The organism is Vreelandella mediterranea, from assembly GCF_970647075.1.
On the sequence record NZ_OZ310198.1, the window covers coordinates 3414068 to 3437021 of the forward strand.

The 22954-nt window shown below is 62.0% G+C and carries 23 protein-coding genes; 10 read left to right on the forward strand and 13 right to left on the reverse strand.

Annotated elements, in window-relative coordinates; translation table 11 throughout:
* The first annotated feature begins 135 nt into the window (after nt 1-135).
* From ACWFVE_RS15790 to nadS, 8 genes are all read left to right on the forward strand, one after another.
* On the forward strand, nt 136-1107 hold the full coding sequence (locus ACWFVE_RS15790; RefSeq protein WP_447530212.1) for a metal ABC transporter solute-binding protein, Zn/Mn family: 972 nt from the start codon (nt 136-138) through the stop codon (nt 1105-1107).
* Between the two features lie 63 nt (nt 1108-1170).
* A complete protein-coding gene (locus tag ACWFVE_RS15795; protein WP_447530213.1) occupies nt 1171-1902 on the forward strand; it encodes a metal ABC transporter ATP-binding protein in 732 nt (243 codons plus the stop codon).
* A gap of 3 nt (nt 1903-1905) precedes the next feature.
* Nucleotides 1906-2997 (forward strand): metal ABC transporter permease, encoded by a 1092-nt coding sequence (locus tag ACWFVE_RS15800; RefSeq protein ID WP_447530214.1) that lies wholly within the window; start codon nt 1906-1908, stop codon nt 2995-2997.
* Nucleotides 2994-3914, forward strand: a complete 921-nt coding sequence (locus ACWFVE_RS15805; protein ID WP_447530215.1) for a metal ABC transporter permease — start codon at nt 2994-2996, stop codon at nt 3912-3914. Before ACWFVE_RS15800 ends, ACWFVE_RS15805 begins: the two co-directional genes overlap by 4 nt.
* A gap of 114 nt (nt 3915-4028) precedes the next feature.
* Nucleotides 4029-4478, forward strand: a complete 450-nt coding sequence (gene parS, locus ACWFVE_RS15810) for a type II RES/Xre toxin-antitoxin system antitoxin (RefSeq protein ID WP_447530216.1) — start codon at nt 4029-4031, stop codon at nt 4476-4478.
* A complete protein-coding gene (locus ACWFVE_RS15815) occupies nt 4475-4939 on the forward strand; it encodes an RES family NAD+ phosphorylase (RefSeq protein ID WP_447530217.1) in 465 nt (154 codons plus the stop codon). The genes parS and ACWFVE_RS15815 overlap by 4 nt, the downstream gene beginning before the upstream one ends.
* A 110-nt stretch (nt 4940-5049) precedes the next feature.
* Nucleotides 5050-5388: a type II toxin-antitoxin system RelE/ParE family toxin gene (locus ACWFVE_RS15820; protein WP_447530218.1), complete on the forward strand. Its 339-nt coding sequence runs from the start codon at nt 5050-5052 to the stop codon at nt 5386-5388.
* Nucleotides 5385-5669, forward strand: a complete 285-nt coding sequence (nadS, locus tag ACWFVE_RS15825) for a NadS family protein (RefSeq protein WP_447530219.1) — start codon at nt 5385-5387, stop codon at nt 5667-5669. Before ACWFVE_RS15820 ends, nadS begins: the two co-directional genes overlap by 4 nt.
* Nucleotides 5670-5742: 73 nt before the next feature.
* Here nadS and urtE read toward each other — a convergent pair whose 3' ends face one another.
* The 10 genes from urtE to ACWFVE_RS15875 all read right to left on the reverse strand — a co-directional run bounded on the left by urtE (nt 5743) and on the right by ACWFVE_RS15875 (nt 17540).
* Nucleotides 5743-6453, reverse strand: coding sequence for an urea ABC transporter ATP-binding subunit UrtE (gene urtE / locus ACWFVE_RS15830; protein WP_447530220.1), 711 nt, complete (start codon nt 6451-6453; stop codon nt 5743-5745).
* Complete coding sequence (urtD, locus tag ACWFVE_RS15835; protein WP_447530221.1) at nt 6453-7289, reverse strand: urea ABC transporter ATP-binding protein UrtD; 837 nt, start codon at nt 7287-7289, stop codon at nt 6453-6455. The genes urtE and urtD overlap by 1 nt, the downstream gene beginning before the upstream one ends.
* Nucleotides 7286-8434: an urea ABC transporter permease subunit UrtC gene (gene urtC / locus ACWFVE_RS15840; protein WP_447530222.1), complete on the reverse strand. Its 1149-nt coding sequence runs from the start codon at nt 8432-8434 to the stop codon at nt 7286-7288. The genes urtD and urtC overlap by 4 nt, the downstream gene beginning before the upstream one ends.
* Before the next feature lie 3 nt (nt 8435-8437).
* On the reverse strand, nt 8438-10045 hold the full coding sequence (urtB, locus tag ACWFVE_RS15845; protein ID WP_447530223.1) for an urea ABC transporter permease subunit UrtB: 1608 nt from the start codon (nt 10043-10045) through the stop codon (nt 8438-8440).
* Between the two features lie 73 nt (nt 10046-10118).
* Entirely contained in the window at nt 10119-11426 is a 1308-nt protein-coding gene (gene urtA / locus ACWFVE_RS15850; protein WP_447530556.1) for an urea ABC transporter substrate-binding protein, read from the reverse strand.
* A gap of 364 nt (nt 11427-11790) precedes the next feature.
* A complete protein-coding gene (locus ACWFVE_RS15855; RefSeq protein WP_447530224.1) occupies nt 11791-13278 on the reverse strand; it encodes a tripartite tricarboxylate transporter permease in 1488 nt (495 codons plus the stop codon).
* Between the two features lie 38 nt (nt 13279-13316).
* Nucleotides 13317-13799, reverse strand: coding sequence for a tripartite tricarboxylate transporter TctB family protein (locus ACWFVE_RS15860; RefSeq protein WP_447530225.1), 483 nt, complete (start codon nt 13797-13799; stop codon nt 13317-13319).
* Between the two features lie 123 nt (nt 13800-13922).
* Complete coding sequence (locus tag ACWFVE_RS15865; protein ID WP_447530226.1) at nt 13923-14933, reverse strand: tripartite tricarboxylate transporter substrate binding protein; 1011 nt, start codon at nt 14931-14933, stop codon at nt 13923-13925.
* A 165-nt stretch (nt 14934-15098) separates the two neighbouring features.
* Nucleotides 15099-15818 (reverse strand): response regulator, encoded by a 720-nt coding sequence (locus ACWFVE_RS15870; protein WP_447530227.1) that lies wholly within the window; start codon nt 15816-15818, stop codon nt 15099-15101.
* 45 nt (nt 15819-15863) lie between these two features.
* On the reverse strand, nt 15864-17540 hold the full coding sequence (locus tag ACWFVE_RS15875) for an ATP-binding protein (RefSeq protein WP_447530228.1): 1677 nt from the start codon (nt 17538-17540) through the stop codon (nt 15864-15866).
* A 184-nt stretch (nt 17541-17724) separates the two neighbouring features.
* Here ACWFVE_RS15875 and ACWFVE_RS15880 point away from each other — a divergent pair, with 184 nt between their 5' ends.
* A complete protein-coding gene (locus ACWFVE_RS15880; protein WP_447530557.1) occupies nt 17725-18411 on the forward strand; it encodes a DUF481 domain-containing protein in 687 nt (228 codons plus the stop codon).
* A gap of 42 nt (nt 18412-18453) precedes the next feature.
* On the opposite strand, the gene ACWFVE_RS15885 is transcribed toward ACWFVE_RS15880, so the two are convergent.
* Genes ACWFVE_RS15885 through ACWFVE_RS15895 form a run of 3 tightly spaced genes read right to left on the reverse strand, consistent with a single transcriptional unit; the run spans nt 18454 to nt 21068 of the window.
* Nucleotides 18454-19218 carry an ABC transporter permease gene (locus ACWFVE_RS15885; RefSeq protein ID WP_447530229.1) on the reverse strand — a complete coding sequence of 255 codons (765 nt, stop codon included), beginning with the start codon at nt 19216-19218 and terminating at the stop codon, nt 18454-18456.
* Nucleotides 19219-19227: 9 nt separating this feature from the next.
* Complete coding sequence (locus tag ACWFVE_RS15890; protein ID WP_447530230.1) at nt 19228-20010, reverse strand: ABC transporter ATP-binding protein; 783 nt, start codon at nt 20008-20010, stop codon at nt 19228-19230.
* Entirely contained in the window at nt 20010-21068 is a 1059-nt protein-coding gene (locus ACWFVE_RS15895; protein WP_447530231.1) for an ABC transporter substrate-binding protein, read from the reverse strand. The genes ACWFVE_RS15890 and ACWFVE_RS15895 overlap by 1 nt, the downstream gene beginning before the upstream one ends.
* A 321-nt stretch (nt 21069-21389) precedes the next feature.
* On the opposite strand from ACWFVE_RS15895, the gene ACWFVE_RS15900 reads away from it, so the two are divergent.
* Entirely contained in the window at nt 21390-22943 is a 1554-nt protein-coding gene (locus tag ACWFVE_RS15900; RefSeq protein WP_447530232.1) for a BCCT family transporter, read from the forward strand.
* Nucleotides 22944-22954: the final 11 nt, after the last annotated feature.

The following is a 22954-nucleotide window of genomic DNA, read 5'->3' on the forward strand; positions in this document are numbered from 1 at the left end:
CGGTGAAGGACGCGGCGGCTTGACATAATTTTTGTAAGGCAAGAAACTTAGCAAAGGCTATACTTCTTACTGCATGTAAAATAAATTGCGCAGTGCAATGCACGGTTTCTTTTCATTCGATGCCCGGAGGTATCCATGGCACTAAAACGCGCGATCATGGCGTTGGGGCTTTTGCCGCTAAGCTCGCAGGCCCTGGCCGAGGAGCCGCTGAACGTGGTGGCGACCATCGGCATGATTGCCGATGTCGCCCAGCAGGTGGGCGGCGAGTGCGTTAGCGTCGAGGCCATGATGGGCCCGGGGGTCGACCCACATCTTTACCAGGCCAGCGCCAGCGATGTGGCGCTACTGCGCGGCGCCGAGCAGATTCTCTACTCCGGCTATTCGCTGGAAGGCCAGCTCGGCTCGGTGCTGGAGAACTTCTCCAAACGCACACCGACTTTGGCCGTGGCCCCGGCCTCGATCGGCGAGGACGCGTTGATCAGCGCCCAGGGGGCCTACGGCGTCGACCCGCACCTGTGGATGGATATCTCACTCTGGGCGCAGATCGTACCTACGCTGAGCGACACCTTGATAGAGGCGCGGCCTGAGTGTCGTGATGCCATCGAGGCCAACAGCGAGCGCTACCAGGGCGAGCTTTCGGCGCTTCACGAATGGGTCAAGGAGAGCATTGCCAGCATTCCCGAGCAGCAGCGCGTGCTGGTCACCGCCCACGATGCGTTTAGCTACTATGGCCGCGCCTACGACATCGAGGTCGAAGGCATTCAGGGTATCAGCACCGAAACCGAAACCGGCATTGCCGATATCCGCAGCATGGCCAATAGTGTGGTAGAGCGCGGCGTGCCGGCGGTGTTCGTCGAAAGCACGATCAACCCGCGCACGATTCAGGCGGTGATCGACGCAGCCAAACAGCGCGGCCACGAGGTGAGCGTGGGCGGCGAGCTTTATTCGGACGCCATGGGCGATACGGGCACCGTCGACGGCACCTATATGGGCATGCTTTACCGCAATACCCAGCATATCGTCGAGGCGCTGGGCGGTACCCTTGCCCCGCTGCCCGACACGCTGGATGAGTGGGCAAGCCAGTGGCAGCTCGACCAACAGGGATAAAAGGCACGCTTAATGGCAATACCCGCAAACGCTGAGCCGGCCCTCAGTATTAACAACTTGACCGTGAGCTACCACAATCAGCCCGTGCTTTGGGATATCGATCTGGATATCCCGGCGGGCGTGATGGCGGGCATCGTCGGCCCCAACGGGGCGGGTAAAAGCACCCTGATCAAAAGTCTTCTGGGGCTGGTGCCGTCGCTTTCCGGCGAGGTAAAGGTGCACGGCAAGCCCTATGCGGCTCAGCGCAAGCGGGTGGGCTACGTGCCCCAGCGCTCGAGCGTGGACTGGGACTTCCCCACCACCGCGCTGGATGTGGTGACCATGGGCCTTTACGGGCGCCTGGGCTGGTTCAAGCGCCCGGGCCGTAAAGAGCGCCAAGAGGCGATGGAGGCGCTCGAGATGGTGAGCATGAGCGAGCTTGCCCACCGCCAGATCAGCCAGCTCTCCGGCGGCCAGCAGCAGCGGGTGTTTCTGGCCCGGGCGCTGGTGCAACAGGCGGATGTCTACTTTCTGGACGAACCCATGGCCGGGGTGGACGCCACCACCGAGCGGGCGATCATCGATATCCTGCGCCGTTTGAGAGACGCGGGCAAAACCCTGATCGTCGTCCACCACGATCTGCAAACGGTAAGCAGCTACTTTGATTGGCTACTGCTTTTAAACGTGCGGGTGATCGCCGCCGGCCCGGCCGACGAGGTCTTCAAGATCGACCACCTGCGCCAGGCCTACGGCGGCCAGATCGCCCTGCTGGGCGACAGCGAATCATTGATGTTTCCCGCCTCGAAAGTGACCTGACCCATGGACTGGCTCGCGCTCTTATCGGACTACACCTTTCAAAACGTGGTGATCGGCGCCTCGCTCTTGGGCCTGATCAGCGGGCCGCTGGGCTGCTTTGCGGTACTGCGCCGCCAGAGCCTTTTGGGCGACGCCATCTCCCACGCGGCCCTGCCCGGCATATGCTTGAGTTTCATCATCACCGGCAGCCGTGACATCGGCGGCATCATGCTGGGCTCGCTTGCCACCGGCTCGCTCGCCGCGCTCATCATGCTGCTGCTCACCCGCAAAAGCAGCTTGAAAACCGACGCCGCCCTGGGCGTGTGCCTAAGCCTCTTTTTTGCCGTCGGCATCGTGCTGCTCACCTACATTCAGGGCACCAGCAATGCCTCCCAGGGCGGGCTCGAGGCCTTTCTCTTCGGCCAGGCCGCCGCCACGCTGCGCTCGGATCTTTGGGTGATGGGCGGCGTAACGCTGGCGACTCTCACGCTGCTCGCCGCCTTCTGGAAGCAGGCCAAGCTGGTCACCTTCGATGCCGAGTACGCCCGCACCCTGGGCATGCCCGCCACGGCCATCGAGGCCACGCTCACCGCCATGGTGGCACTCGCCGTGGTGGTCGGTTTGCAGATGGTCGGGGTGATTCTGATGGCGGCGATGATCGTCGCCCCGGCAGCGGCGGCAAGGCAATGGAGCCGCCACCTGGGCACGATGCTGGCGATTGCCGCGGGGGTGGGCATCGTCAGCGGCGTATCCGGGGCGACGATCAGCACGCTGTCCCGCGGGCTCGCCACCGGCCCGCTGATCGTACTGACCGCCACGACCATCGTGCTACTGTCGCTTGCGCTGGCCCCGGGCCGCGGTCTTTTGTGGGGAATGATGAAACACTACCGCCAGAAAACCGAGCTGCAACAGCAGCAGCTGCTCTACACGCTTTATAAACACCCGGCCAGACCCGCGCCACACCGTTTGTCCTTGAGCGCGTGGCTAACGCTTGCCCGGCTCAAGCGCCAAGGGTATCTGGCCCACTCGCAAGATGAGGCGGGCTGGGGGCTGACCGCTTCCGGCCAAGCCAAGGCCCGGCAGGTGGTCGCCACGTTCGAGGAGGTCGCTCCATGATCGAGGCGCTACTCGACAGCACCGCCCTGCCGATCATTCTGGTCGGCGCCATGGTGGGCATCGCCTCTTCGGCGGTGGGCACCTTTTTGGTGCTGCGTGGCAACAGCATGCTGTCGGATGCCATCAGCCACTCGATCGTGTTCGGCATCGTCATCGTCTGGATACTCACCAAGCAGCAAAGCGGGCCGGTGCAGCTCATCGGCGCCGCGCTGACCGGGCTTTTGACAGTATTTCTCACCGAGGCGCTCGCCAACACCAAACGCGTGAAGCAGGACGCCGCCATCGGGCTGGTGTTTCCGGCACTGTTCTCGATCGGCGTGCTGCTGCTCAATATCTACGCCCACGACGTGCACATCGACACCCACACGGTACTGCTGGGGGAGATCGGCTTCGTTTGGCTGGATACCGTCGACATGTTTGGGCTGCCCATTCCCCAGGCGCTGGTGTCGATGAGCGTGATGACGCTGCTCAATTATGCCTTTATCGGTGTTTTTTATAAGGAGCTGAAGCTCGCCACCTTCGATCCGGCGCTTGCCAAAACCTTTGGCTTCATGCCGACGATCCTGTTCTATGGTCTTTTGATGCTGACCAGCTCCACCGCCGTGGCCGCCTTCGACGCCGTCGGCGCGGTGCTGTTCATCGCCTTTGCGATCGTCCCCGCCTCCGCGGCGTACCTGCTCACCGACCGCCTGTGGATGATGTTCATCATCGGCGCGCTGATCTCGATTGCCTCGAGCATTGCAGGCTATTACCTGGCCGTGCATTTGAACGTGTCGATCGGCGGCATGATGGCGGTAATGACCGGCGTGTTCCTGATCCTCGCCTTTCTGGGCGGGCCGCGGTATGGGCTCGCCACCCAAGTGCTCAAACGCCGCCGGGCGCGCCAAGCGCCGGTGGAGCCGCCGCCGACCTCATAAAAGGCGGCAGGAACGTCAAGCGCCAGGCAGCGCGGTCAAAGCCTATCGCTTGACAGCAACGACGTTCGCGCCTATACCATTTGATAGCCCACAGACATATCAAGTGAAAATCCAATGAATACGTCCTTTACTCAATACCAGCCCCCCAAAGCGCTGGCTGCCGGTTTCTGGCAGCAGGTTGGCCTGCCCGCCCGTGGTCGCAAACTGCATGAGCTATTGCATGAAGGCGTGGAATACCGGGTTTACCCTCAGCTTGCCAGGGTATCGGGTATCGAGCAAAAGGCCCTGGCAGGCTATGTGGATATCCCCCCGGCCACGCTGAGCCGCCGTGCCAAATCGGGACGTTTCAAGATGGCGGAAAGCGACCGGCTTTACCGCTTCGCCGAACTCTTCAAGGCGGCGCTGGATCTGTTCGAAGGTGACGCCGAGAGCGCCCGCGCCTGGCTGCTCAAACCCAACGTGGGCCTGGGCGGGCGCAGGCCGGTGGAAATGAGCGCGACCTCCGCCGAGTATCAAACGGTGCTGAACCTGATTGGCCGGCTGGAGCACGGAGTGACCGCGTGAGCGAGGTTCAGGCGTACAGGCTGGTCAAGCGCAAGTACCAGGAGACCGCCTTCGATGGCGAGGGCGCACGGCTTTACGGCGGGCGTTGGAACAGCCCCGGCAACACCTGTGTGTATGTGGCAAGCTCCGAGTCGCTTGCGCTTCTCGAAAGCATGGTGCACCTGGAGAGCTATCGTCTGCTCAATGCCTATGCACTACTGCGCCTGACGCTACCCGCCGAGAGCATTCTACGCGTTGGTGTAGAAGACCTCCCCGACAACTGGCAAGAAGCACCGGCACCCGCAGAAACCGCGGAGCTGGGCGACGGCTGGCTGGCATCAAAACAAAGCCTGGTACTGGCGCTACCCAGCGTAATCGTACCGCGGGAACTCAACTACATGCTCAACCCGGCCCATCCACTATTCGATCAAATGACGACCACCGCCGAAGAACTCTCTTTTCAAGCCGATCCCAAGCTTTAAGTTATCAAGATCGCTACAGCATGGCTGTTGATCTACATCACTTCTGATAAAAACACTTCAAAGAGTGTACTTTGTACACTAAGATATTTGAGTAAATAAGGAGGGCCGGTGTGAGCCATGCGATCGACTTCATTGAAACTTCGTTATTCACTAAGCAAATTCGTGAGCTGGCGACGGATGATGAGCTGAAGGAGCTTCAAAGGGAGCTGATTGCACAACCAGATAAGGGTGATGTCATCCAGGGAACCGGCGGGCTCCGTAAAGTTCGCATGGCGATAGACGGGCAAGGTAAAAGTGGCAGCGTTCGGGTTATCTACTTTTTGGCTACGATCGAAGCGATCTACCTGGTACTTGCCTACCCTAAAAGCGCTAAAGACAGTCTAACGTCCTCCGAGAAAGCCGTTTTGAAAAAGCTGACAAAGCAGTTAAAAGAGGAGCGCGCCCCGTGAGTATTTTTAACGAACTCAAGGACTCCCTGGAAGAAGCCGTCCAGATCAAGGAGAAGCGATCCCCCGCGTCTCGCGTGACGCGTTTCGAGGTAGCGGATGTCAAACAGATCCGCACCGCGCTGGATGTGTCCCAAGCGGAGTTTGCCCAAGCGATGGGCACCAGTGTGGATACCGTCAAAAGCTGGGAGAGCAAGCGGCGCAACCCCACCGGGCTAGCAGCCAAGGTGCTGGCGACCATTCAGGAGAACCCGGCCTTTTATCAGGCACTGAAAGCCCACTGATTTTTCAACAACCACACGCCAGCCAAATGACAGCCGTGTGGTTGGTAGCACGCGCAAACCGGGTGTGGATAACTCAAACCGTCAGGTGCGTCTTGATCAGCTCCTGGGATAGCTCCCCGATCTCGCCTTTGGCCACCGGGCGGCCGCGGTCCATGATCACGAAGCGGTCGGCGTATTTGCGCGCAAACGGCAGTTTCTGCTCGACGAGCAGCACCGTGAGGCCATCCTCTTCGATCAGTTGGCGAATCACCTGGCCGATCTGGGCGACGATGTTGGGCTGAATGCCCTCCCCCGGCTCGTCGAGGATCAAGAGTTTGGGTTCGATCACCAGCGCCCGGCCGATGGCGAGCTGTTGCTGCTGGCCGCCGGAGAGATCGCCGCCGCGGCGGTGCTTCATCTCCTGGAGCACCGGGAAGAGTTCGAAAATCCGCGCGGGGATCTTCTTCAGCCCGTCGCCGCGGGCGGCCAGGCCCGTACGCAGGTTCTCTTCCACCGTCAGCATCGGGAAAATCTGCCGGCCCTGGGGCACGTAACCAATGCCCAGCCGGGAGCGCGCCTCGATCGCTTTTTTGGTCAGTTCGATCTCGCCGGTATCGCCGCCCTGGTAACGAAGCTGGCCACTTTTCACCGCGACCTCGCCCATGATGGCTTTCATCAGCGTGGTTTTGCCCACGCCGTTGCGGCCCATTACGCAGGTGCATTGCCCTTTGGGTACCTCGAGATCGAGATCCCAGAGCGTGTGGCTTTCGCCGTAGAACTGGTTGAGTTTGTCGATGGCGAGCATCAGGCGGCCTCCTCGTCGTCGGCACCCAGGTACACCTCGACCACTTTAGGGTCACTGGCGACCTGATCCATGCTGCCCTCGGCCAGCACGCTGCCCTGGTGCAGCACGGTCACCTGGCGGGCGATGGAGCGCACGAAGCCCATGTCGTGCTCGACCACCACCACCGACTGCTTGCCGGCAAGCCCGGTGAGAAGCTCGGCGGTGCGCTCCATCTCCTGCTCGGTCATCCCGGCCACGGGCTCGTCCACCAGCAGCAGGCGCGGGCGCTGCATCAAGAGCATGCCGATCTCGAGCCACTGTTTCTGGCCATGCGAGAGAATGCCCGCCGGCTGAAAACGAAGCTGAGTCAGGCCGATGGTCTCCAGCACTTCGTCGATGCGGTCCCGGATCTCGCCGGTCATGCGCGCGGTGAGCGTCGGTAGGATGCGCTTGTCCGCGGCCATGGCGAGCTCCAGGTTCTCGAATACGCTGAGCGCCTCGAACACCGTGGGCTTTTGAAACTTGCGCCCGATGCCGAGGCTCGCGATCTCCGGCTCGTTCATGTTCAAAAGGTTGTGGCGGCTGCCGAACCAGACGCTACCCTCGGTGGGCCGGGTCTTGCCGGTGATGATATCCATCATGGTGGTTTTGCCCGCCCCGTTGGGGCCGATGATGCAGCGAAGCTCGCCGTCGTCGATGGTCAGGTTCAGCTTGTCGATCGCCTTGAAGCCGTCGAAGCTGACCGTGACGTCTTCCATGTAGAGAATCGGGCCGTGACGCACGTCCACCTTCGAGGCCTGCGGCGTCATGAAATCGAACACCCGATCGCGGGCTTTCAGCGACTCTATAAAGCTCATGCGTTCGCCTCCCGGGGCTCACTGGATGAAGGGGTACGCCGCCGCGAAAGATGGGGCAGCAGCCCGGCCACGCCCTTGGGCAGCAGCACGGTGACCAGCACGAAGAGCCCACCGAGGGCAAAGAGCCAGGCGTCGGGCATCACGCCGGTGAACACGGTCTTGGCGTAGTTGACCAGAATGGCGCCAATCACCGCGCCATAGAGCGTGGCGCGGCCACCGAGGGCCACCCATAAAACGATCTCGATGGAAAACAGTGGCGCGAACTCGCTGGGGTTGATGATGCCCACCTGGGGCACGTAGAGCGCGCCGGCCACACCCGCGAGCATCGCCGAGACCACGAACACGAACAGCTGGAAGCGCTCGACCCGGTAGCCGATGAAGCGCGTACGCGCCTCGGCGTCCCGGGTCGCCACACACACCCGGCCCAGCTTACTGGTGACGATCGCCCGGCAGAGAATATAGCCCAGCGCCAGCGCCACCCCGGAGGCTATAAAGAGCCCGAGGCGCGTGTCAGAACTGCGCAGGTTGAAGCCGAGTATCTCGCGGAAATCCGTCAGGCCGTTGTTGCCGCCAAAGCCCATCTCGTTGCGGAAAAACGCCAGCATCAGCGCAAAGGTGAGCGCCTGGGTGATGATCGAGAGATACACGCCGGTGACCCGGGAGCGAAACGCCAGAAAGCCGAAGATCAGCGCCAGAAGCCCGGGCGCCAGCAGCACCATGGCGAAGGCGAACCAGGCCATGTCGAAGCCGTGCCAGTACCAGGGCAGGCTCTCCCAGTTGAGAAACACCATGAAGTCCGGCAGTACCGGGTCGCCGTAGGTGCCGCGCTCACCAATCTGGCGCATCAGGTACATGCCCATGGCGTAACCACCGATGGCGAAAAACGCCCCGTGGCCCAGGCTCAAAATGCCCAGATACCCCCAGACCAGATCCACCGCCACGGCGAGCAGCGCGTAGCTCAAGTACTTGCCGAACAGGTTCACCGTATAGGCGTTGATATGCAGCGCGCTGCCCTGGGGAACAGCCACGTGCAGCACGGTGACAATGATAAGTGCCGCCAGCAGCACGCCGAGGAAAATCTGCGTGGCGCGTTCGCCAAAGGGGCGGGGGAGCCAGAAGCGGCTCGAGGTTGAATGCAGGCTCATCGCTTAACCCTCCGCCGCGCGGCCCTTCTGCGGGAAGAGTCCCCGCGGGCGCTTTTGAATGAACAGGATAATGAACACGAGCACGATGATCTTGGCGAGTACCGCCCCGGCCCAGGGCTCGAGGACCTGATTGATGACACCCAGCGAGAGCCCGGCCACCAGCGTGCCCCAAAGATTCCCCACGCCGCCGAACACCACCACCATGAACGAATCGATAATGTAGTTCTGACCGAGGTTCGGCCCCACGTTGGTGAGCTGAGAAAGCGCCACGCCGGCAAGCCCAGCCACACCGGAGCCCAGCGCAAACGTCATGATATCGACTCGAGTGGCGCGAATGCCCATGGAGCGCGCCATGGCGCGGTTCTGCGTCACGGCGCGCACCTCTAACCCCAAGCGCGTGCGGCGCATGACCAGCATCAGCCCGGCAAATACCAACAGCGCAAAGCCCATGACGTAAAGGCGGTTGAGCGTGAGCGACAGCGCGTCGTTGATCACCAGCGAGCCACTCATCCACTCCGGGGTGATCACCGTGCGGTTGAGCGGCGATATCACCGTGCGCACCAGCTGCTGAAGAATCAGGCTGATACCGAAGGTGGCCAGCAGCGTTTCCAGCGGGCGGCCCTTCAAGAACTGGATCACGCTGCGCTCGATGGCAATGCCGGCAAGTGCGGCCACCAAAAAGCCCGCCGGTATCGAGAGAATCAGCGCAAGGCCGGGTTGTCCGGGCAACAGCTGCTGCATCATCCAGGTGGTGTAGGCGCCGAGCATCATCAGCTCGCCGTGGGCCATGTTGATCACGCCCATCACGCCAAAGGTGATCGCAAGCCCAATCGCCGCGAGTACCAGCACTGAGCCCAGGCTCAGGCCGAAGTAGAGCGTCTCGACGCCGCGGTTGATCTTGAGGCTCTGCTCGATGTTACCCAAGGCGTTGCGCGCTGCCTCGGCCACCGCCGGATTATCGCCGCTCGCGGCGCGGTTCAAGGCCACGCGAGCGCGGGGGTGCAGGCTGCCCGACAGCGTCTCGACGCCCTCCATCTCGCCGTTTTCTGCCTGGTAGATCGCCAGCGCCTGAGTCAGACGCCGACGCACGTACTCGTCTTCCGCGTCGTCGATCACCGGTGCGAGCGTGTCCAGAAGCTCGCTATCCACTTCCCCCAACAGGCGCTCGGCGGAGGAGCGCCGGCGCTCCACGTTGGGCGAGTAGAGATCCACCACGGCGATAGCGCTTCTAAGCTGGTTACGCAGCGCGTTGTTGATGCCGATGCGATCCAGCTCGCGACGCGACATTTCGCCGAGCGCCTCGCCGCTCAGGGCGTCTTCCACCGGCCAGTTGCGCCCGGTATTGTTCAGAACGACCACGAAGCGACCGTCGTCGGTGCGCTGCAGGCGGCCATCCAGAAGTGCCTGAAGCCACTCCCGCGCGCGCTCGTCGTCGCTTTGCAGGATGGCGGTAATCGCCTCGCCCTTGTCGCGGTAGGAGTCCACGTCCAGGGTTTCGAGCAGCGCGTAGCCGGGGTCGTCGTTGGGCGGAGTGGCGTTGGTTTGCGCCGAGGCACTCGGCAAAAAGCCGGCCAGCAGGCACAGCAGCGCCCAGAAAAGGAAACGCCTCATCGGGTTCTTCCTTTGAGTATGAGTAAGAGATGGCGTGCCCCGGGCCGCTTGCGCGACCCGGGTGAGGGGTGGGTTACTCGGCCAGCGCTTCTTCGGCTTCCTCGGAAGCGGTGCTGCCACCGCAGGAGCCGTTCACCACGTTGAAGTTGCCGCACTCCATGGGCTTGCGCCAGTCACTGATCAAATCGCGAGAACCGGGCAGGTAATCCGACCAGGCGTCGCCGGCCACCGTAGAGGGCGTCTGCCAGACGATGTCGAACTGGCCGTTGTCCTGCACCTCGCCGATCAGCACCGGCTTGGTGATGTGGTGGTTGGGCATCATCGCCGCATAGCCGCCGGAGAGATTCGGTACGGTGACGCCGATGATCGCGTCTTTCACCGTATCAACGTCGGTGGTGCCCGCCTTGCGCACGGCTTCCGCCCACATATTGAAGCCAATAAAATGCGCTTCCATCGGGTCGTTGGTCACCGACATCTCGTCGCCGGTGTGCTCGATCCAGGCGTCGATGAAGTCATAGTTCTCGTCGGTGTCCACGCTCATGAAGTAGTTCCACGCGGCCAGGTGGCCGACCAACGGGCCGGTGTCGATACCGGAAAGCTCCTGCTCGCCTACCGAAAAGGCGATGACCGGAATGTCGGCGGCGTCGATGCCCTGGTTGGCAAGCTCCCGATAAAACGGCACGTTAGCATCGCCGTTGATGGTGGAGACTACGGCGGTACGCTTGCCCTCTTCGCCGAAGCGGCGGATCTCGGAGACGATGTTTTGCCAGTCCGAATGGCCGAAGGGCGTGTAGTCGACCATGATATCTTCGTCCGCCACGTCGTGCTCATCCTTCAAGAAGGCTTCGAGAATACGGTTGGTGGTACGCGGGTAGACGTAGTCGGTGCCGATCAGCGCAAAGCGCTCGATGCCCACTTCATTGATCAGATATTCAACGGCGGGAATCGCCTGCTGGTTGGGGGCAGCACCGGTGTAGAAGACGTTTTCCGAGGACTCTTCGCCTTCGTACTGTACCGGGTAGAAGAGCAGGCCATTGAGCTCTTCTACCACCGGCAGCACCGCCTTGCGCGAAACGGAGGTCCAATTGCCGAAGATCACGTCCACCTCTTCCTGGGCGAGCAGCTCGCGGGCACGCTCGGCGAACAGCGGCCAGTTGGAAGCCGGGTCGACCACTACGGCCTCAAGATCCCGGCCCAGCAGCCCGCCCGCGTCGTTTTGCTGCTCGATGAGCATCTCGACAGTGTCTTTCAGCGTCGACTCGCTGATCGCCATGGTGCCGGAGAGCGAGTGCAGAATGCCGACCTTGATCGGGTCGTTATTTTCCTGAGCCACGGCCTGGGCGCCGGCGCCCATGACGGCGGCAGCCAGTAGCGAGGTCATGAAACGGCGAGAGAGAGGATGCGTTAGCTTGGCCACTTGGATCTCCTTGCGCCCTTTGGGGAGGGCTCGTTATTTGAGCGGCGGGCCTTGTGGTGAAAACCCGCGAGGTATCGCTTATAACGGCTGCAAGGTGTGCGCCAATGTGGGCCACGCCAACCAAAAAGCATTTATATCAAAGAGCTAAATACGACCAACCACGCTTCTGAGAGCGCGTTCGCACCAGCGCGGCGCGGCGTCGTTGAAAAACTGCACTCTCGATATGCACCAAAACGAGCGCCTGCACCACAAGGACTCAATGGGCCATGCCCCGAGAACACGCATAAAAAAAGCGCCCGAAGCGGGCGCTCAAAAGGGGAAAACTCGATTACGCCGCGCGCTTGCGGCGCTTTTTGAGTAGCGGCAGCAAAAGCGACAAAAGCGCGATGGCGAGCAGCGAGAGCGAAATGGGCTTCTCGACGAAGGTCATCCAGTCGCCGCCGGAGATCTGCAGCGCCCGACGCATGGACTCCTCCATGATATTGCCCAGAATCAGCGCAAGAATTAGTGGCGCGGCGGGAAAGCCGAACAGCCGCATGCCAAGACCCAGCAGGCCAAATCCGAGCAGCAGCAGTAGATCGAACACGCTGAAGCTCATGCCGTACACGCCGATCATGCAAAATATCAGAATCAGCGAGAGCAGCATCGCCCGGGGTAGATCGAGTATCTTGGCGATCAAGGGAATCAGCGGCAGGTTGAGCACCAGCAAGAAGATGTTGCCCACGTACATACTCGCCACCACGCCCCAGAACACGTCCGGGCGCTGTTCGAGCATCATCGGACCCGGAGTGACACCCATGACCAGAAGCGCGCCCAGCAGCACCGCCGTGGTGCCGGAGCCGGGGACACCCAGGGTCAAAAGCGGTACGAAGGAGCCGGTACAGGCGGCGTTGTTGGCCGCTTCCGGCGCGGCTACGCCCTTGATGTTGCCCTTGCCGAAGGTATCGCCGTCTTTGGCGATGCGTTTTTCCATGCTATAGCCCAGAAACGAGCCGATCGTGGCGCCCGCGCCCGGCAGCACGCCGGTGAAAAAGCCCAGCACCGAGCTTCGGCTAACCGGCCCGGCGATCTGCCCCACTTCCGAGCGGGTAAGCTTGAGCGAGCCGATGGCGTTACGCGGCGCTTCCTTGCCACCGCCGCCGCGCAGCAGCATGTAGAACACCTCGGCCAGGGCGAAGATACCCAGCGCCACCACCAGGAAATCGATGCCGTCGAGCAACTGCGCCGAGCCAAAGGTGAAGCGCTCGGTGCCGGTTTGCATGTCGATGCCCACGATCGAGATCATCACCCCCACCACGGCGGCGATCAGGCCTTTCACCAGGGATTTGTCCGAAAGCGAGACTACCGCGGTCAGCCCCAGCACCATCAGCGCGAAGTACTCCGCCGGGCCGAAGCTCACCGCCACTTTGGACAGAAGCGGCGCCACCAACATCAGAAAGACCACCGAGACCGTACCGCCCACGAACGACGAATAGGCGGCAATCGCCAGCGCCTTGCCCGCCAGCCCCTGCTTGGCCAAGGGGTAGCCATCGAAGGAGGTGGCCACGGTGCCCGCGACCCCCGGGGCGTTCAAGAGGATCGACGAGGTCGAGCCGCCGAAGATGGCGCCGTAGTACACCCCGGCCATCAGGATCAGCCCCGAGGAGGGTTCCATCGAGAAGGTGATCGGAATCATCAGCGCCAGCGCGCTGATCGGCCCCAGGCCCGGTAGCATGCCGATGATGGTACCGGCAAACACACCGGCGAAAACGTAGGCGATATTGATCGGCTCGAGCGCGATGCCAAAGCCGTACATGAGATTGTTCAAGGCATCCATGGGCGTGTCTCTCGTTAGCAGCGTTTAGACGACGGCGCTTAAATCGGCAGTATGCCGGTGGGCAGGTAGACGTCCATCACCCGCGTCATCAACAGATAAAGCCCCAGCACCACCGCCAGCGACACCGCCAAGTTCACCCCATGACGGCGGTAGCCGTAGTAGGCGGTTAGGCCCACGCACAAAAGCAGTGAGGCCACCACGAAACCCAGCGGCACGAGCAACAGCGCGTAGGCGGCGATCGCCACCGAGGTCACGATCACTCTGGCCCAGGGTTTCAGCAGCAACGGGCCTCGTTCGGCCTCTTCATCGATCTCGTCGCTGCCGGCAATCGGCGCCGGCTTTTCGAAAAACAGAAACCCGGCCAGCAGCAGCAGTGTCACGCCAAGCGCTTTGGGAAACAGGTCCGAGTCGACCGGGCGCGGCAACGGAAACGTCGGCACCTGCCAGGCCATGGCCAGATACGCTGCCGCGAACACGGCAAGCACGAGGGCCAGCCACTGATTGGTGTTTAATCGCGTCATGAGGAGTCTCTTTCAAAAGAAGGGCCGCGAAGGTAGGGCTAGCGCCCGCCTCTCAGGCCAGCGTTTCAGGCACACGACCCCGGCAGCCCATGCGGCCACCAGGGTCGTAACGCGACGGCCGTTTTACTGGCGCAGAAGGCCCAGGTCGCTTAGCACGCTGCTGAACTGCTCCTGCTGCGCGTCCAGGAAGTCACCGAACTCGTCGCTGTCCTGGTAGGCGTCGATCCAGCCGAGCTGATCCCGGGCTTCTTGCCAACCGTCGGTCTCGAGCATCTCGGCGAAGAGCTCTTCGTAGTAGGCGACCGCCTCTTCGGGCATATCCGGGGTACCCATCACGCCGCGCCAAATATCGAAGGTGTAGTCCACACCCTGTTCCTGGTAGGTGGGTACATCGGCAAGCCCGCCGCCCAGGCGCTCCGGCGAAGAAACGCCGAGGGCACGCAGTTGGCTGCCTTCACCCAGCTGGCCAACGGATTCGCCGGCACCGGTGATCACCGCTTCGACGTGACCGCCCATCAGGTTGGTCATGGCGTCGCCGCCGCCGGAAAAGGGGATGTAGTTGACGCTGGAGGCGTCGAGCCCCGCCGCCGAGGCCACGCCCGCCATGGAGATATGATCCATCGAGCCCGGCGCACTGCCGCCGCCCACACTCAGGTTGGGATTCTCTTCAAGCGCTGCGAACAGGTCGTTGAGGTCCTGATACTCGGAATCCTCGGCCACCAAAATGATCGAGTAGTCGGTGATCAGCCGCGCCACCGGGGTGAAGTCGGTGTGATCGTAGCGCGAGGCACCGGCCAGCGGCACCAAAATGATGGGCGGGCTGGTGGCGAAGAGCTTGTGGGGGTTGCCGTCGTCGCGGGCGATCTGCGCCCAGGCAACCGCCCCGCCGCCGCCGGGGACGTTGATAGCGGCGTAGTTCTCGTCCGCCAGGCCTTCCTGTTGGATGACGCGAGACACCGTACGTACCAGGGTATCCCAGCCGCCGCCCGGGTTGGCGGGGGCGATGAATTCGACGGATTTACTCGGCGTCCACTCCTGAGCCTGAGCGGAGGACCCCGCGGCGGCCAGCAGGGCAGCGGGCAGGGCCAGCAGAGCGAGACGCTTTAAGGGCGTGGCCTTTAAAAACAGAGTCATGGCGTTCTCCACGTGTCGGTGTTGTTATGATCTATACGTCGCGAACGTTAGAAGACCCAGGCGGGCCGAAACAAGCTTGTGGTCATAAACGCTAAAAAATTCTTTGTGGGCATTTTGTTCATTTTGTTCACGCCCGATAACCGATGCCTTGGAAGATGGACCGCTTCAGGATAGCGCGGTGGTATCCAGGAGCCGGTAGCGCCGCTCCGGGCGCCCCACATCGCCGTAGCCCAGCTCGGCGACGACGCGCTGCTCGGCGACCAGAAATTCCAGATAGCGCCGCGCCGTCGAGCGGCTAGCACCCAGGGCGTGGGCGACCTGCACCGCGGTCAGCGCCGAGGCATCCGCGGCCAGCGCGGCCACGACGCGATCCAGCGTCAACCGGTCGATGCCCTTGGGCAGCGCCTGGGGCTCGGCTTTATGAGCGCTTTCGGGCGTGAGCCTGGCCAGCACCTGGTCCAGCTCCCATTGGTTCATCTCCCCGCGGCTCGCCATGGCTTCACGCTCGCGGCGAAAGCGAGTCAGCATCCGGGTCATCCGCGAGGCCTCAATGGGTTTGATCAAATAGTCGAATACGCCGCCGCGCAGCGCCTCGGAAATCGTCTCCACCTCTTTGGCCGCGGTCACCATGACGATATCCACGCGGGTGTAGTGCCGGCGAATGGTCCATAGAAGCTCCAGCCCCTCGACATCGGGCAGGTAGGCATCCAATAGCACCAGATGAATCGAATCCGACCGGGCGTCGAGCAGCGCCTTCGCTTCCCGGGCCGTGCGCGCGGAGCCGGCCACGTAAAACCCGTCGCTCTGTTCGATGAAGGCCTGGTGGATATCGGCGATGCGAAAGTCGTCTTCGACGACCAGAATGCCGTACTGCGTATTAGTCATGCCGTGTCCCCTTCGGCGTTATCTTGTTATCACTCGACGCGCCCCTCAAGGCGCGGTACTGCAAAGCGAGCGATCCAGCACGGCGATAAAGCACGCCCCGCCCAGCTCGCTCTCTTCCAGCGTGACCGCTCCGCCGTTTTGGCGGCAAAGCCTGGCCACCAGGGCAAGCCCAATGCCCCGGTGGCTGCCGCTCTTGGTCGAAAAACCCTCATCAAAAATGGTGCTCGCGTGCTCGGGTGCCACACCGGCGCCGTTATCTTCCACCTCGATCAGTAACTGCTCGCCCAAATCCGTGAAAAAAAGCCGCACGGTCGGCGTACTCGCCAAGGGCCCATTGAGCGCGGCAAAGCAGGCGTTGTCGAGCAGATTGCCGACCACGCTCATCATCACTTCCTGGCCGCTTGGCGTAAGCGGCTGAGAGAGCGAGCTTTGCTCGTCGATTTCGAGCGCAACGCCAAGCTCGCGGGCCCGGGTCAGCTTGCCCAAAAGCGTACCGCTTAGCACCGTATCGGCGACATGGGCTATCAAAAAACTCATTTGCGCTTGCGCGCGCTCGGTCTCCTGATGAATCAGCTTGAGCGCCTCCTGGGTGCGTTCGAGCTGCAAGAGCCCGGAGATGGTATAGAGCTTGTTGGAGAACTCATGGGCCTGGGCGCGCAGCATGTCCACATCGCGGCTTGCCTGGGTCAGCGCCTGGGAAAGGTCGATGATTTCCCGCCGGCTTCTAAAGGTCGCCACCGCGCCTTCGATGTCGTCGCCGTCGAGAATCGGCACGCGATTGACCACCACCGGATGATCGCCAAGCCACATCTGCTGATCGAACTCCTGCTCGCCGTTTTTGAGCACTTCAAGAAGCCGGGAATTCGGGACGACTTCGCGAATCGGCTGGCCCAGCAGCACGTGGTCGTCGGGAAGCTTTAGAAAGCGGCGCGCCTGCTGGTTGACCAGCGTGATATGACCTTCCCGGTTGACCGCCAAAATGCCCTCGTGGATGGACTGCAGGATGGCCTCTTTTTCGATTGCGATGCGCGCAATCTCGTAGGGTTCGAGCCCCAAAATCACTTTTTTGAGATGCTGGGAAAGCCAGTAAGCACCGGCAAAGCCGAGCAAAATCATCAGCGCCACCAGCACCCAGCTCAGGATGGTATAGCGCGCGGCGTCCAGGGCCACTCGGTCGGTCATGAACCCCACCGACACCAGGCCGATGATATTGCCCTCATTATCCCAGATGGGCGCCTTGCCGCGCATCGCCGTGCCCAGCGTCCCCGTGGCTTCGGAAATATACGACTGCCCGTAGATCAGCGCCTGTTCGTTGTCGCCGCCGACCATGCGCTGGCCCAGGCGCTCGACCACCGGGTGGGAATAGCGAATCGAGCGGGCGTTGCCCACCACCACGTAGCGCGCGCCGGTCTCCTGGCGCACGCGCTCGGCCAGCGGCTGGATGATGCCCGCCGGGTCCGGCGCGGCGAAGGCCTCGACGATACTCGGCATCCCCGCCACGGTTTTCGCGACGGCCAGCGCCCGCTCGCCCATCTGCTGGGTGACGATATCGGTCTTGCGATGGTTGAGGTAGGCGCCCTGGGCCAGCAGCATCCCGGCCAGCAAAAACCCCACCAGCAGCATCACCTGCAGGCGGAAACTGCGTTTATACCAGCGGCGCCTGGAACGCGGCCGCCGGGCGGGATTGAGATCGGCAAGCGAGCGGGGCCGGGAAGTCGTCATAAGGGGAACTCAACGTGCGCGGTGGCGTCATTATGGCACGCAGCGCGAAGCCACGGTAACCTATGGCGCTTTTGCCTACCCGAGCGCTGGCTCGCTTTCGTCAATTTCAGGGAAAAAAGCTAACGTGCTTACTTTATTAAGAAGCAGTGTGCTGGTGAGTTGGCCGCTTTTTGCAGGCGTGGCGATGGCCAATCCGTTCTACGCCCCGCCGCCGCCGGAAGAGGCTTCGCCGAATTTCACCGGCGATGCCGAGCTTGGTTTCACCCATCTTTCGGGCAATACCGACAGCCAGACCCTGATCGGCAAGACGCGCCTGACCTGGCTGACCGGGGATCTGACCCATTCGCTGCGCGGCGAGGTGCGCAACGTCACCAAGGACGGCGAAACCAGCGCCGAGCAGTACCTGCTGGCCGGGCGCGAGCGCTTCGATTTCAACGGCCCGCACTATCTTTTTGGCTTTGCTCGCTGGGAGAAGGACCGCTTTGCCGGCTACGACCAGCAGCTCTCGGTGATCGGCGGCTACGGCCGCCAGCTGCTATCCGGCGAACCCCATTCGCTTTCGCTGGAGGCGGGGCCTGGCTACCGCGACGACCGGCTGCGCGACAACGATAACGAGCGCCTGGCAGTGGCCTACAGTGCGCTGGCCTACCGTTATGGGTTTTCCGAGTACACCGAGTTCGAGCAGGAGATGTCCGTCGAGTACACCGACTCCAACACCACCTCGCGCTCGTTTACCTCGCTGACCGCTCGGGTGAGTGCGCGCATCTCCATGCGCCTGTCCCACGAGATCAAACACAACTCAGAGCCGCCGGAAGATGCCAGCGAGCGCACCGACAACACCACCAGCGCCTCGCTTTTGTACCGCTGGTAGCGCTCTATCCTCCAAGAGCCGCTTCTACGGGCCACGACGGCCTTATTGACCGCGGTGCGCCCAGCCGGTCATACGCTTTTCAAGCACCGCGAAGAGCTCGTACATCACCATGGCCATGGCGCTGATCACGATCAAGCCCGCAAACACCAGCCCCATGCGCATCTGCGAGCCCGCGCTCATCATCAAGTAGCCGATCCCCTGGTTCGAGGCCACGGTTTCCGAGACCACCGTGCCCACGAAGGCCAGGGTAATCGCCACCTTCAGCGAGGCGAAAAAGTAGGGCAACGAGCGCGGCAGGCCGACTTTCAAGAGCACATCCATGCGCCGGGCGCCCAGCACCCGCAGCACGTCCTCCATTTCCGGCTCGAGCGTGGCAAGACCGGTGGCCACGTTGACCACGATGGGGAAAAAGCAGATCAAGAATGCGGTCAGAATCGCCGGCACGGAGCCGATGCCGAACCACACCACCAGGATAGGCACGAAGGCCACCTTGGGAATGGCGTTGAAGCCGACCAGCAGCGGGTAGCAGGCATTATACAAAAAGCGCGACGAGCCAATGATGAAGCCAAGCGCGAGCCCCACGGCCACCCCCAGGCCAAAGCCGATCAGGGTGGTCCAGAAGGTTTGCCAGGAGTGGACGCCGATGGGCCCGGCGTAGTCGATGAGCGCTTGGCCGGTGTCCAGGGCGCTGGGGAAGATGAAGCTCGGCACATCGAAAAGCCGTACGGTGACTTCCCACACCACAATCAGCACCAGCACGGCGATCCAGGGCGCCAGGCGTTCGGCGGTTTTACTCGGTCGTTTCATGAAAGAGCCTTAAGTTGCGCGCACATCGCCGATCCGGCCACGCAGTTCGTGCACCAGATCGATAAAGGGCTTCTCGTAAGTGGATTCGATCGAGCGCGGGCGAGGCAGATCGATCGCGCGTTTTTCGATCACCCGGCCCGGGCGCGGGCTCATCACGTACACCGTATCCGCCAGAAACGCCGCCTCACGCAGATCATGGGTGACCAGCACCACGGTGAAGCGCTGCGCCTCCCATAAATCGCGCAGTACGCACCAGAGCTCCTCCCGGGTGAAGGCGTCCAGCGCCCCGAAGGGCTCGTCGAGCATCAAAAGACGCGGCTGGTGAATCAGCGCCCGGCAAATCGAGGCGCGCTGCTGCATACCGCCGGAGAGCTGCCAGGGATATTGGTCCTCAAAATCGGCCAGGCCCACGGTATCGAGAAGCTTGCGCGCCCAGCCGACGAACTCCTCGCGGCGTTTGCGAAACTGGTGGCGGTAGGGTTTGACGATCTCCAGCGGCAGAAGCACGTTATCGAGCGTGGTGCGCCAGGGCAGCAGGTTGGCGTTTTGAAACGCCATGCCCGATATCTTGAGCGGCCCGGTCACGGCGCTGCCATCCACGCTTATCGCGCCGCTGGTGGGCGCGTGAAGGCCGGTACAGAGCTTCATGAAGGTCGATTTACCGCACCCCGATGGCCCCACGAAGGCGACGAACTCGCCCTCAGAGATATCCAGATCGATGGCTTCGATGGCGTTATCCACCCCGTCATAAGAGAGGCTGACGTCATCGAAACGGACGAACGCTTCCGACATTACTCGGCCTCCAGCCACATCCGCTCATCGACCGGCGGCAGGTAACGCGAGGTAAAGACCTGCTCATTGGTCGGCGTCGAGGGCAGCTCGAACGCCTCGGCGACCAGCGCAATGGCCTGCTCCAGACGCTCGCCGTCCACATCGCCGACGCCGTTTTCGCGGGCATCCGCCGTATCGACTACGCTATCGAGCGCCAGTTTTAGCCGACGCGTTTCCATCTCGACGTCGATCAAGCCGTCGCGGTTTTGCACGTATTGGATGGCCGCTTCCGGGTCGTCCATGGTTTCTTGCAGGGCGCGGTTGAAAGCGCGCAGAAAGCCCTCGACCGCCTCCGGGTGCTCCTCGGCGAACGCCTGGCTTGCGATGATGGCATTGCCGTAAAGCGGCACCCCGTACGCCGGGAAGGGCATGATGGTCAGCTCCTCCTCGGCCAGGCCGCGCTCCTCCAGGTTCAAGAGGCTGGTAAAGTAAAAGCCGGTGATCGCATCGACATCGCCCCGGGTGAGCAGCGTTTCCCGTAGGGTCGGGTCGACGTTTTGCCACTCGACCGCGTCAGACTCGAGGTCGTTGGCGCTGGCAAAGATCGGCCAGGCGCGGTAGCCGGTATCGAAGGCGGGGGCGGCGATGGTTTTACCGTCCAAATCCTTTGGTGTTTCGATGCCGCTGTCCTTGCGCGCGAAGACCGCCGCCGGAGTGCCGTCGTAGACGATATAGACGCCCTGAATGCCCGGGCCCTCCGGATTCTCGGCGAGAAATTCGATCAGCGCGTTGAGATCGCCAAAGCCCATTTCGTAGGCCCCGGAGGCGACCCGGTTGATCGCCCCGGCGGAACCGCTGCCCGAGTCGATCTGAACGTCCAAGCCTTCATCGGTGAAATAGCCCTTCTCCTCGGCCATCAAAAAAGGCGCCGCCGGGCCCTCGAAGCGCCAATCCAGTTGAAAGCGAATGGGCGTGTCGGCCATGACCGAGGCGGGCAGCAGCAAAAGCGCGGCAACGCCCGCCCAACGCGGCGAAAAAGCATCTTTGTGTGTCTGAAGGGGGAAGAAACAGCAAGCCATGGTGAGCACCTTGTATACAATCAAACGAGTCCTGAGCTCTGCAGCAACGCTGCCATTATTTGGCTTGCTCATTAAAATCAGGCAGTTAAACGAGGCCTTTCAAAAAGTCGCTCATCCTTATTGCACCAAAAAGGTGCTGATGAAATTATTTATCGCACCAATGCAAAACACGTTAGACTTTGGTCTACACCGCTTGTATACTAAGCGCTGTTTCCTGTCCTCGCGCCATTTCCCCAATGGCGCTTTTTTTTATCCAGATTTTGCCAACGTTCTACGCAAAACAAACGGCTTTCTCTCGTCCCACCAAAGGTGTTCTTCTTGATGAATAAACCGGCTCACGACGGTGAAAGCCGCAAGCGTTCTACGCTAGGCGATCCCATCGTATTAATCCTAAGCATCGGATTTATCGTGCTTTTTCTAGCGCTCTCGTTTTACGACCTGGACCTGGTCGCCGAATCGATCAAGCAAGGCTTTGTCTGGAGCGCGCTGACCTTCGGCACCTACTTCCAGTTTTTGATGCTGGTGACGTTCTTCATTGCCATTGGCCTTGCGCTGACCCCTGCGGGTAAAGCCAAGATCGGCAATCTGGATGCACCAGAGTTGAGCACGTTCAAGTGGCTTTCGATCATCCTCTGCACGCTGTTGGCCGGCGGAGGCGTCTTTTTTGCCGCTGGCGAGCCGATCTACCACTTCGTGGTCGTGCCGCCCGCCTTCGATACCGAGCCCGGCGTTGCCGCGGCGGTGCCCGGGGCGCTGGCCCAGTCGTTTACCCACTGGGGGTTCGTCGGCTGGGCGATTTTGGGCTCGCTCACCGCGATCGTGTTGGCCCACGCCCACTACGTCAAAGGCCAGCCGCTTCAGCCGCGCACCCTGCTCTACCCGGTTTTTGGTGAGCGCCTGATGCGCGGCCCGCTGGGCGGGGTCGTGGATACCTGCTGCGTGCTGGCCGTAGTGGCGGGTACCGTGGGGCCGGTCGGCTTTCTGGCGACCCAGTTCAGCTATGGGCTGCAGGATCTGTTCGGGCTGCCCAATAACTTCGTCACGCGGCTTGTCATACTCGGTACGCTCGCGGTGGTGTACGTGCTCTCCTCGGTGAGCGGGGTGCACAAGGGCATGCAGTTCCTGAGCCGCTTCAACGTCATGCTGGCGCTGGCCATCGGTGGGGTCATCTTTTTGTTCGGTCCGACGCTTTTTCTGTTCAACAGCTACTTTGCCGGTATGGGCACATACCTGGGCGACTTCTTCAAGATGGTCACCACGACCGCGGAAACCGCCCCGGCGGATTGGATGCAGTGGTGGATCGTTTTCTTCTATGCCTGGTTCATCGCCTTTGCGCCCTTGATGGCGATTTTCGTGGCGCGGATCTCGCGTGGACGCACCATCCGCGAGATGATTCTGGCCGTCGCGGTCATCGCGCCCATCGCCACCACGGTCTGGTTCACGCTACTGGGCGGCTCGGGCATTTATTACCAGCTAACCGGCGCGATCGATTTGACCGAGGCCCTACAAGGCTTCCAGTTCGACATTGCCACGCTCACGGTGGCCCAAGCGCTACCCGGCGGCACCTGGATGGCCCTGGCGATCCTGCTGCTGACCACCATCTTCGTGGCCACCACCGGCGACTCCATGAGTTACGCCATCGCCATGGTCGGCGCGGGCCACGACGAACCCAGCCGCTTTCTGCGGGCGTTCTGGGGCGTCATCATGGCGGTCATGGCAGCGGTGCTACTGGCGATGCGTGAAGGCCAGATCGCCGCGCTCCAGCAGTTCATCGTGATCACCGCGGTGCCGGTATCGCTGATTCTGCTTCCCTCGCTCTGGAACGGCCCCCAGGCGGCCTACGCCATGGCGCGCGAGCAGGGCATCATCGACTAGCCACCCCACCC

Excerpts from the sequence above, each read along its gene's own strand:
- ACWFVE_RS15790 (WP_447530212.1), top strand. The coding sequence starts at position 136 with ATGGCACTAAAACGCGCGATCATGGCGTTGGGGCTTTTGCCGCTAAGC.
- ACWFVE_RS15800 (WP_447530214.1), top strand. The coding sequence starts at position 1,906 with ATGGACTGGCTCGCGCTCTTATCGGACTACACCTTTCAAAACGTGGTG.
- ACWFVE_RS15805 (WP_447530215.1), top strand. The coding sequence starts at position 2,994 with ATGATCGAGGCGCTACTCGACAGCACCGCCCTGCCGATCATTCTGGTC.
- parS (WP_447530216.1), top strand. The coding sequence starts at position 4,029 with ATGAATACGTCCTTTACTCAATACCAGCCCCCCAAAGCGCTGGCTGCC.
- urtE (WP_447530220.1), bottom strand. The coding sequence starts at position 6,453 with ATGCTCGCCATCGACAAACTCAACCAGTTCTACGGCGAAAGCCACACG.
- urtD (WP_447530221.1), bottom strand. The coding sequence starts at position 7,289 with ATGAGCTTTATAGAGTCGCTGAAAGCCCGCGATCGGGTGTTCGATTTC.
- urtC (WP_447530222.1), bottom strand. The coding sequence starts at position 8,434 with ATGAGCCTGCATTCAACCTCGAGCCGCTTCTGGCTCCCCCGCCCCTTT.
- urtB (WP_447530223.1), bottom strand. The coding sequence starts at position 10,045 with ATGAGGCGTTTCCTTTTCTGGGCGCTGCTGTGCCTGCTGGCCGGCTTT.
- urtA (WP_447530556.1), bottom strand. The coding sequence starts at position 11,426 with ATGACCTCGCTACTGGCTGCCGCCGTCATGGGCGCCGGCGCCCAGGCC.
- ACWFVE_RS15855 (WP_447530224.1), bottom strand. The coding sequence starts at position 13,278 with ATGGATGCCTTGAACAATCTCATGTACGGCTTTGGCATCGCGCTCGAG.
- ACWFVE_RS15860 (WP_447530225.1), bottom strand. The coding sequence starts at position 13,799 with ATGACGCGATTAAACACCAATCAGTGGCTGGCCCTCGTGCTTGCCGTG.
- ACWFVE_RS15865 (WP_447530226.1), bottom strand. The coding sequence starts at position 14,933 with ATGACTCTGTTTTTAAAGGCCACGCCCTTAAAGCGTCTCGCTCTGCTG.
- ACWFVE_RS15870 (WP_447530227.1), bottom strand. The coding sequence starts at position 15,818 with ATGACTAATACGCAGTACGGCATTCTGGTCGTCGAAGACGACTTTCGC.
- ACWFVE_RS15875 (WP_447530228.1), bottom strand. The coding sequence starts at position 17,540 with ATGACGACTTCCCGGCCCCGCTCGCTTGCCGATCTCAATCCCGCCCGG.
- ACWFVE_RS15880 (WP_447530557.1), top strand. The coding sequence starts at position 17,725 with ATGGCCAATCCGTTCTACGCCCCGCCGCCGCCGGAAGAGGCTTCGCCG.
- ACWFVE_RS15885 (WP_447530229.1), bottom strand. The coding sequence starts at position 19,218 with ATGAAACGACCGAGTAAAACCGCCGAACGCCTGGCGCCCTGGATCGCC.
- ACWFVE_RS15890 (WP_447530230.1), bottom strand. The coding sequence starts at position 20,010 with ATGTCGGAAGCGTTCGTCCGTTTCGATGACGTCAGCCTCTCTTATGAC.
- ACWFVE_RS15895 (WP_447530231.1), bottom strand. The coding sequence starts at position 21,068 with ATGGCTTGCTGTTTCTTCCCCCTTCAGACACACAAAGATGCTTTTTCG.
- ACWFVE_RS15900 (WP_447530232.1), top strand. The coding sequence starts at position 21,390 with ATGAATAAACCGGCTCACGACGGTGAAAGCCGCAAGCGTTCTACGCTA.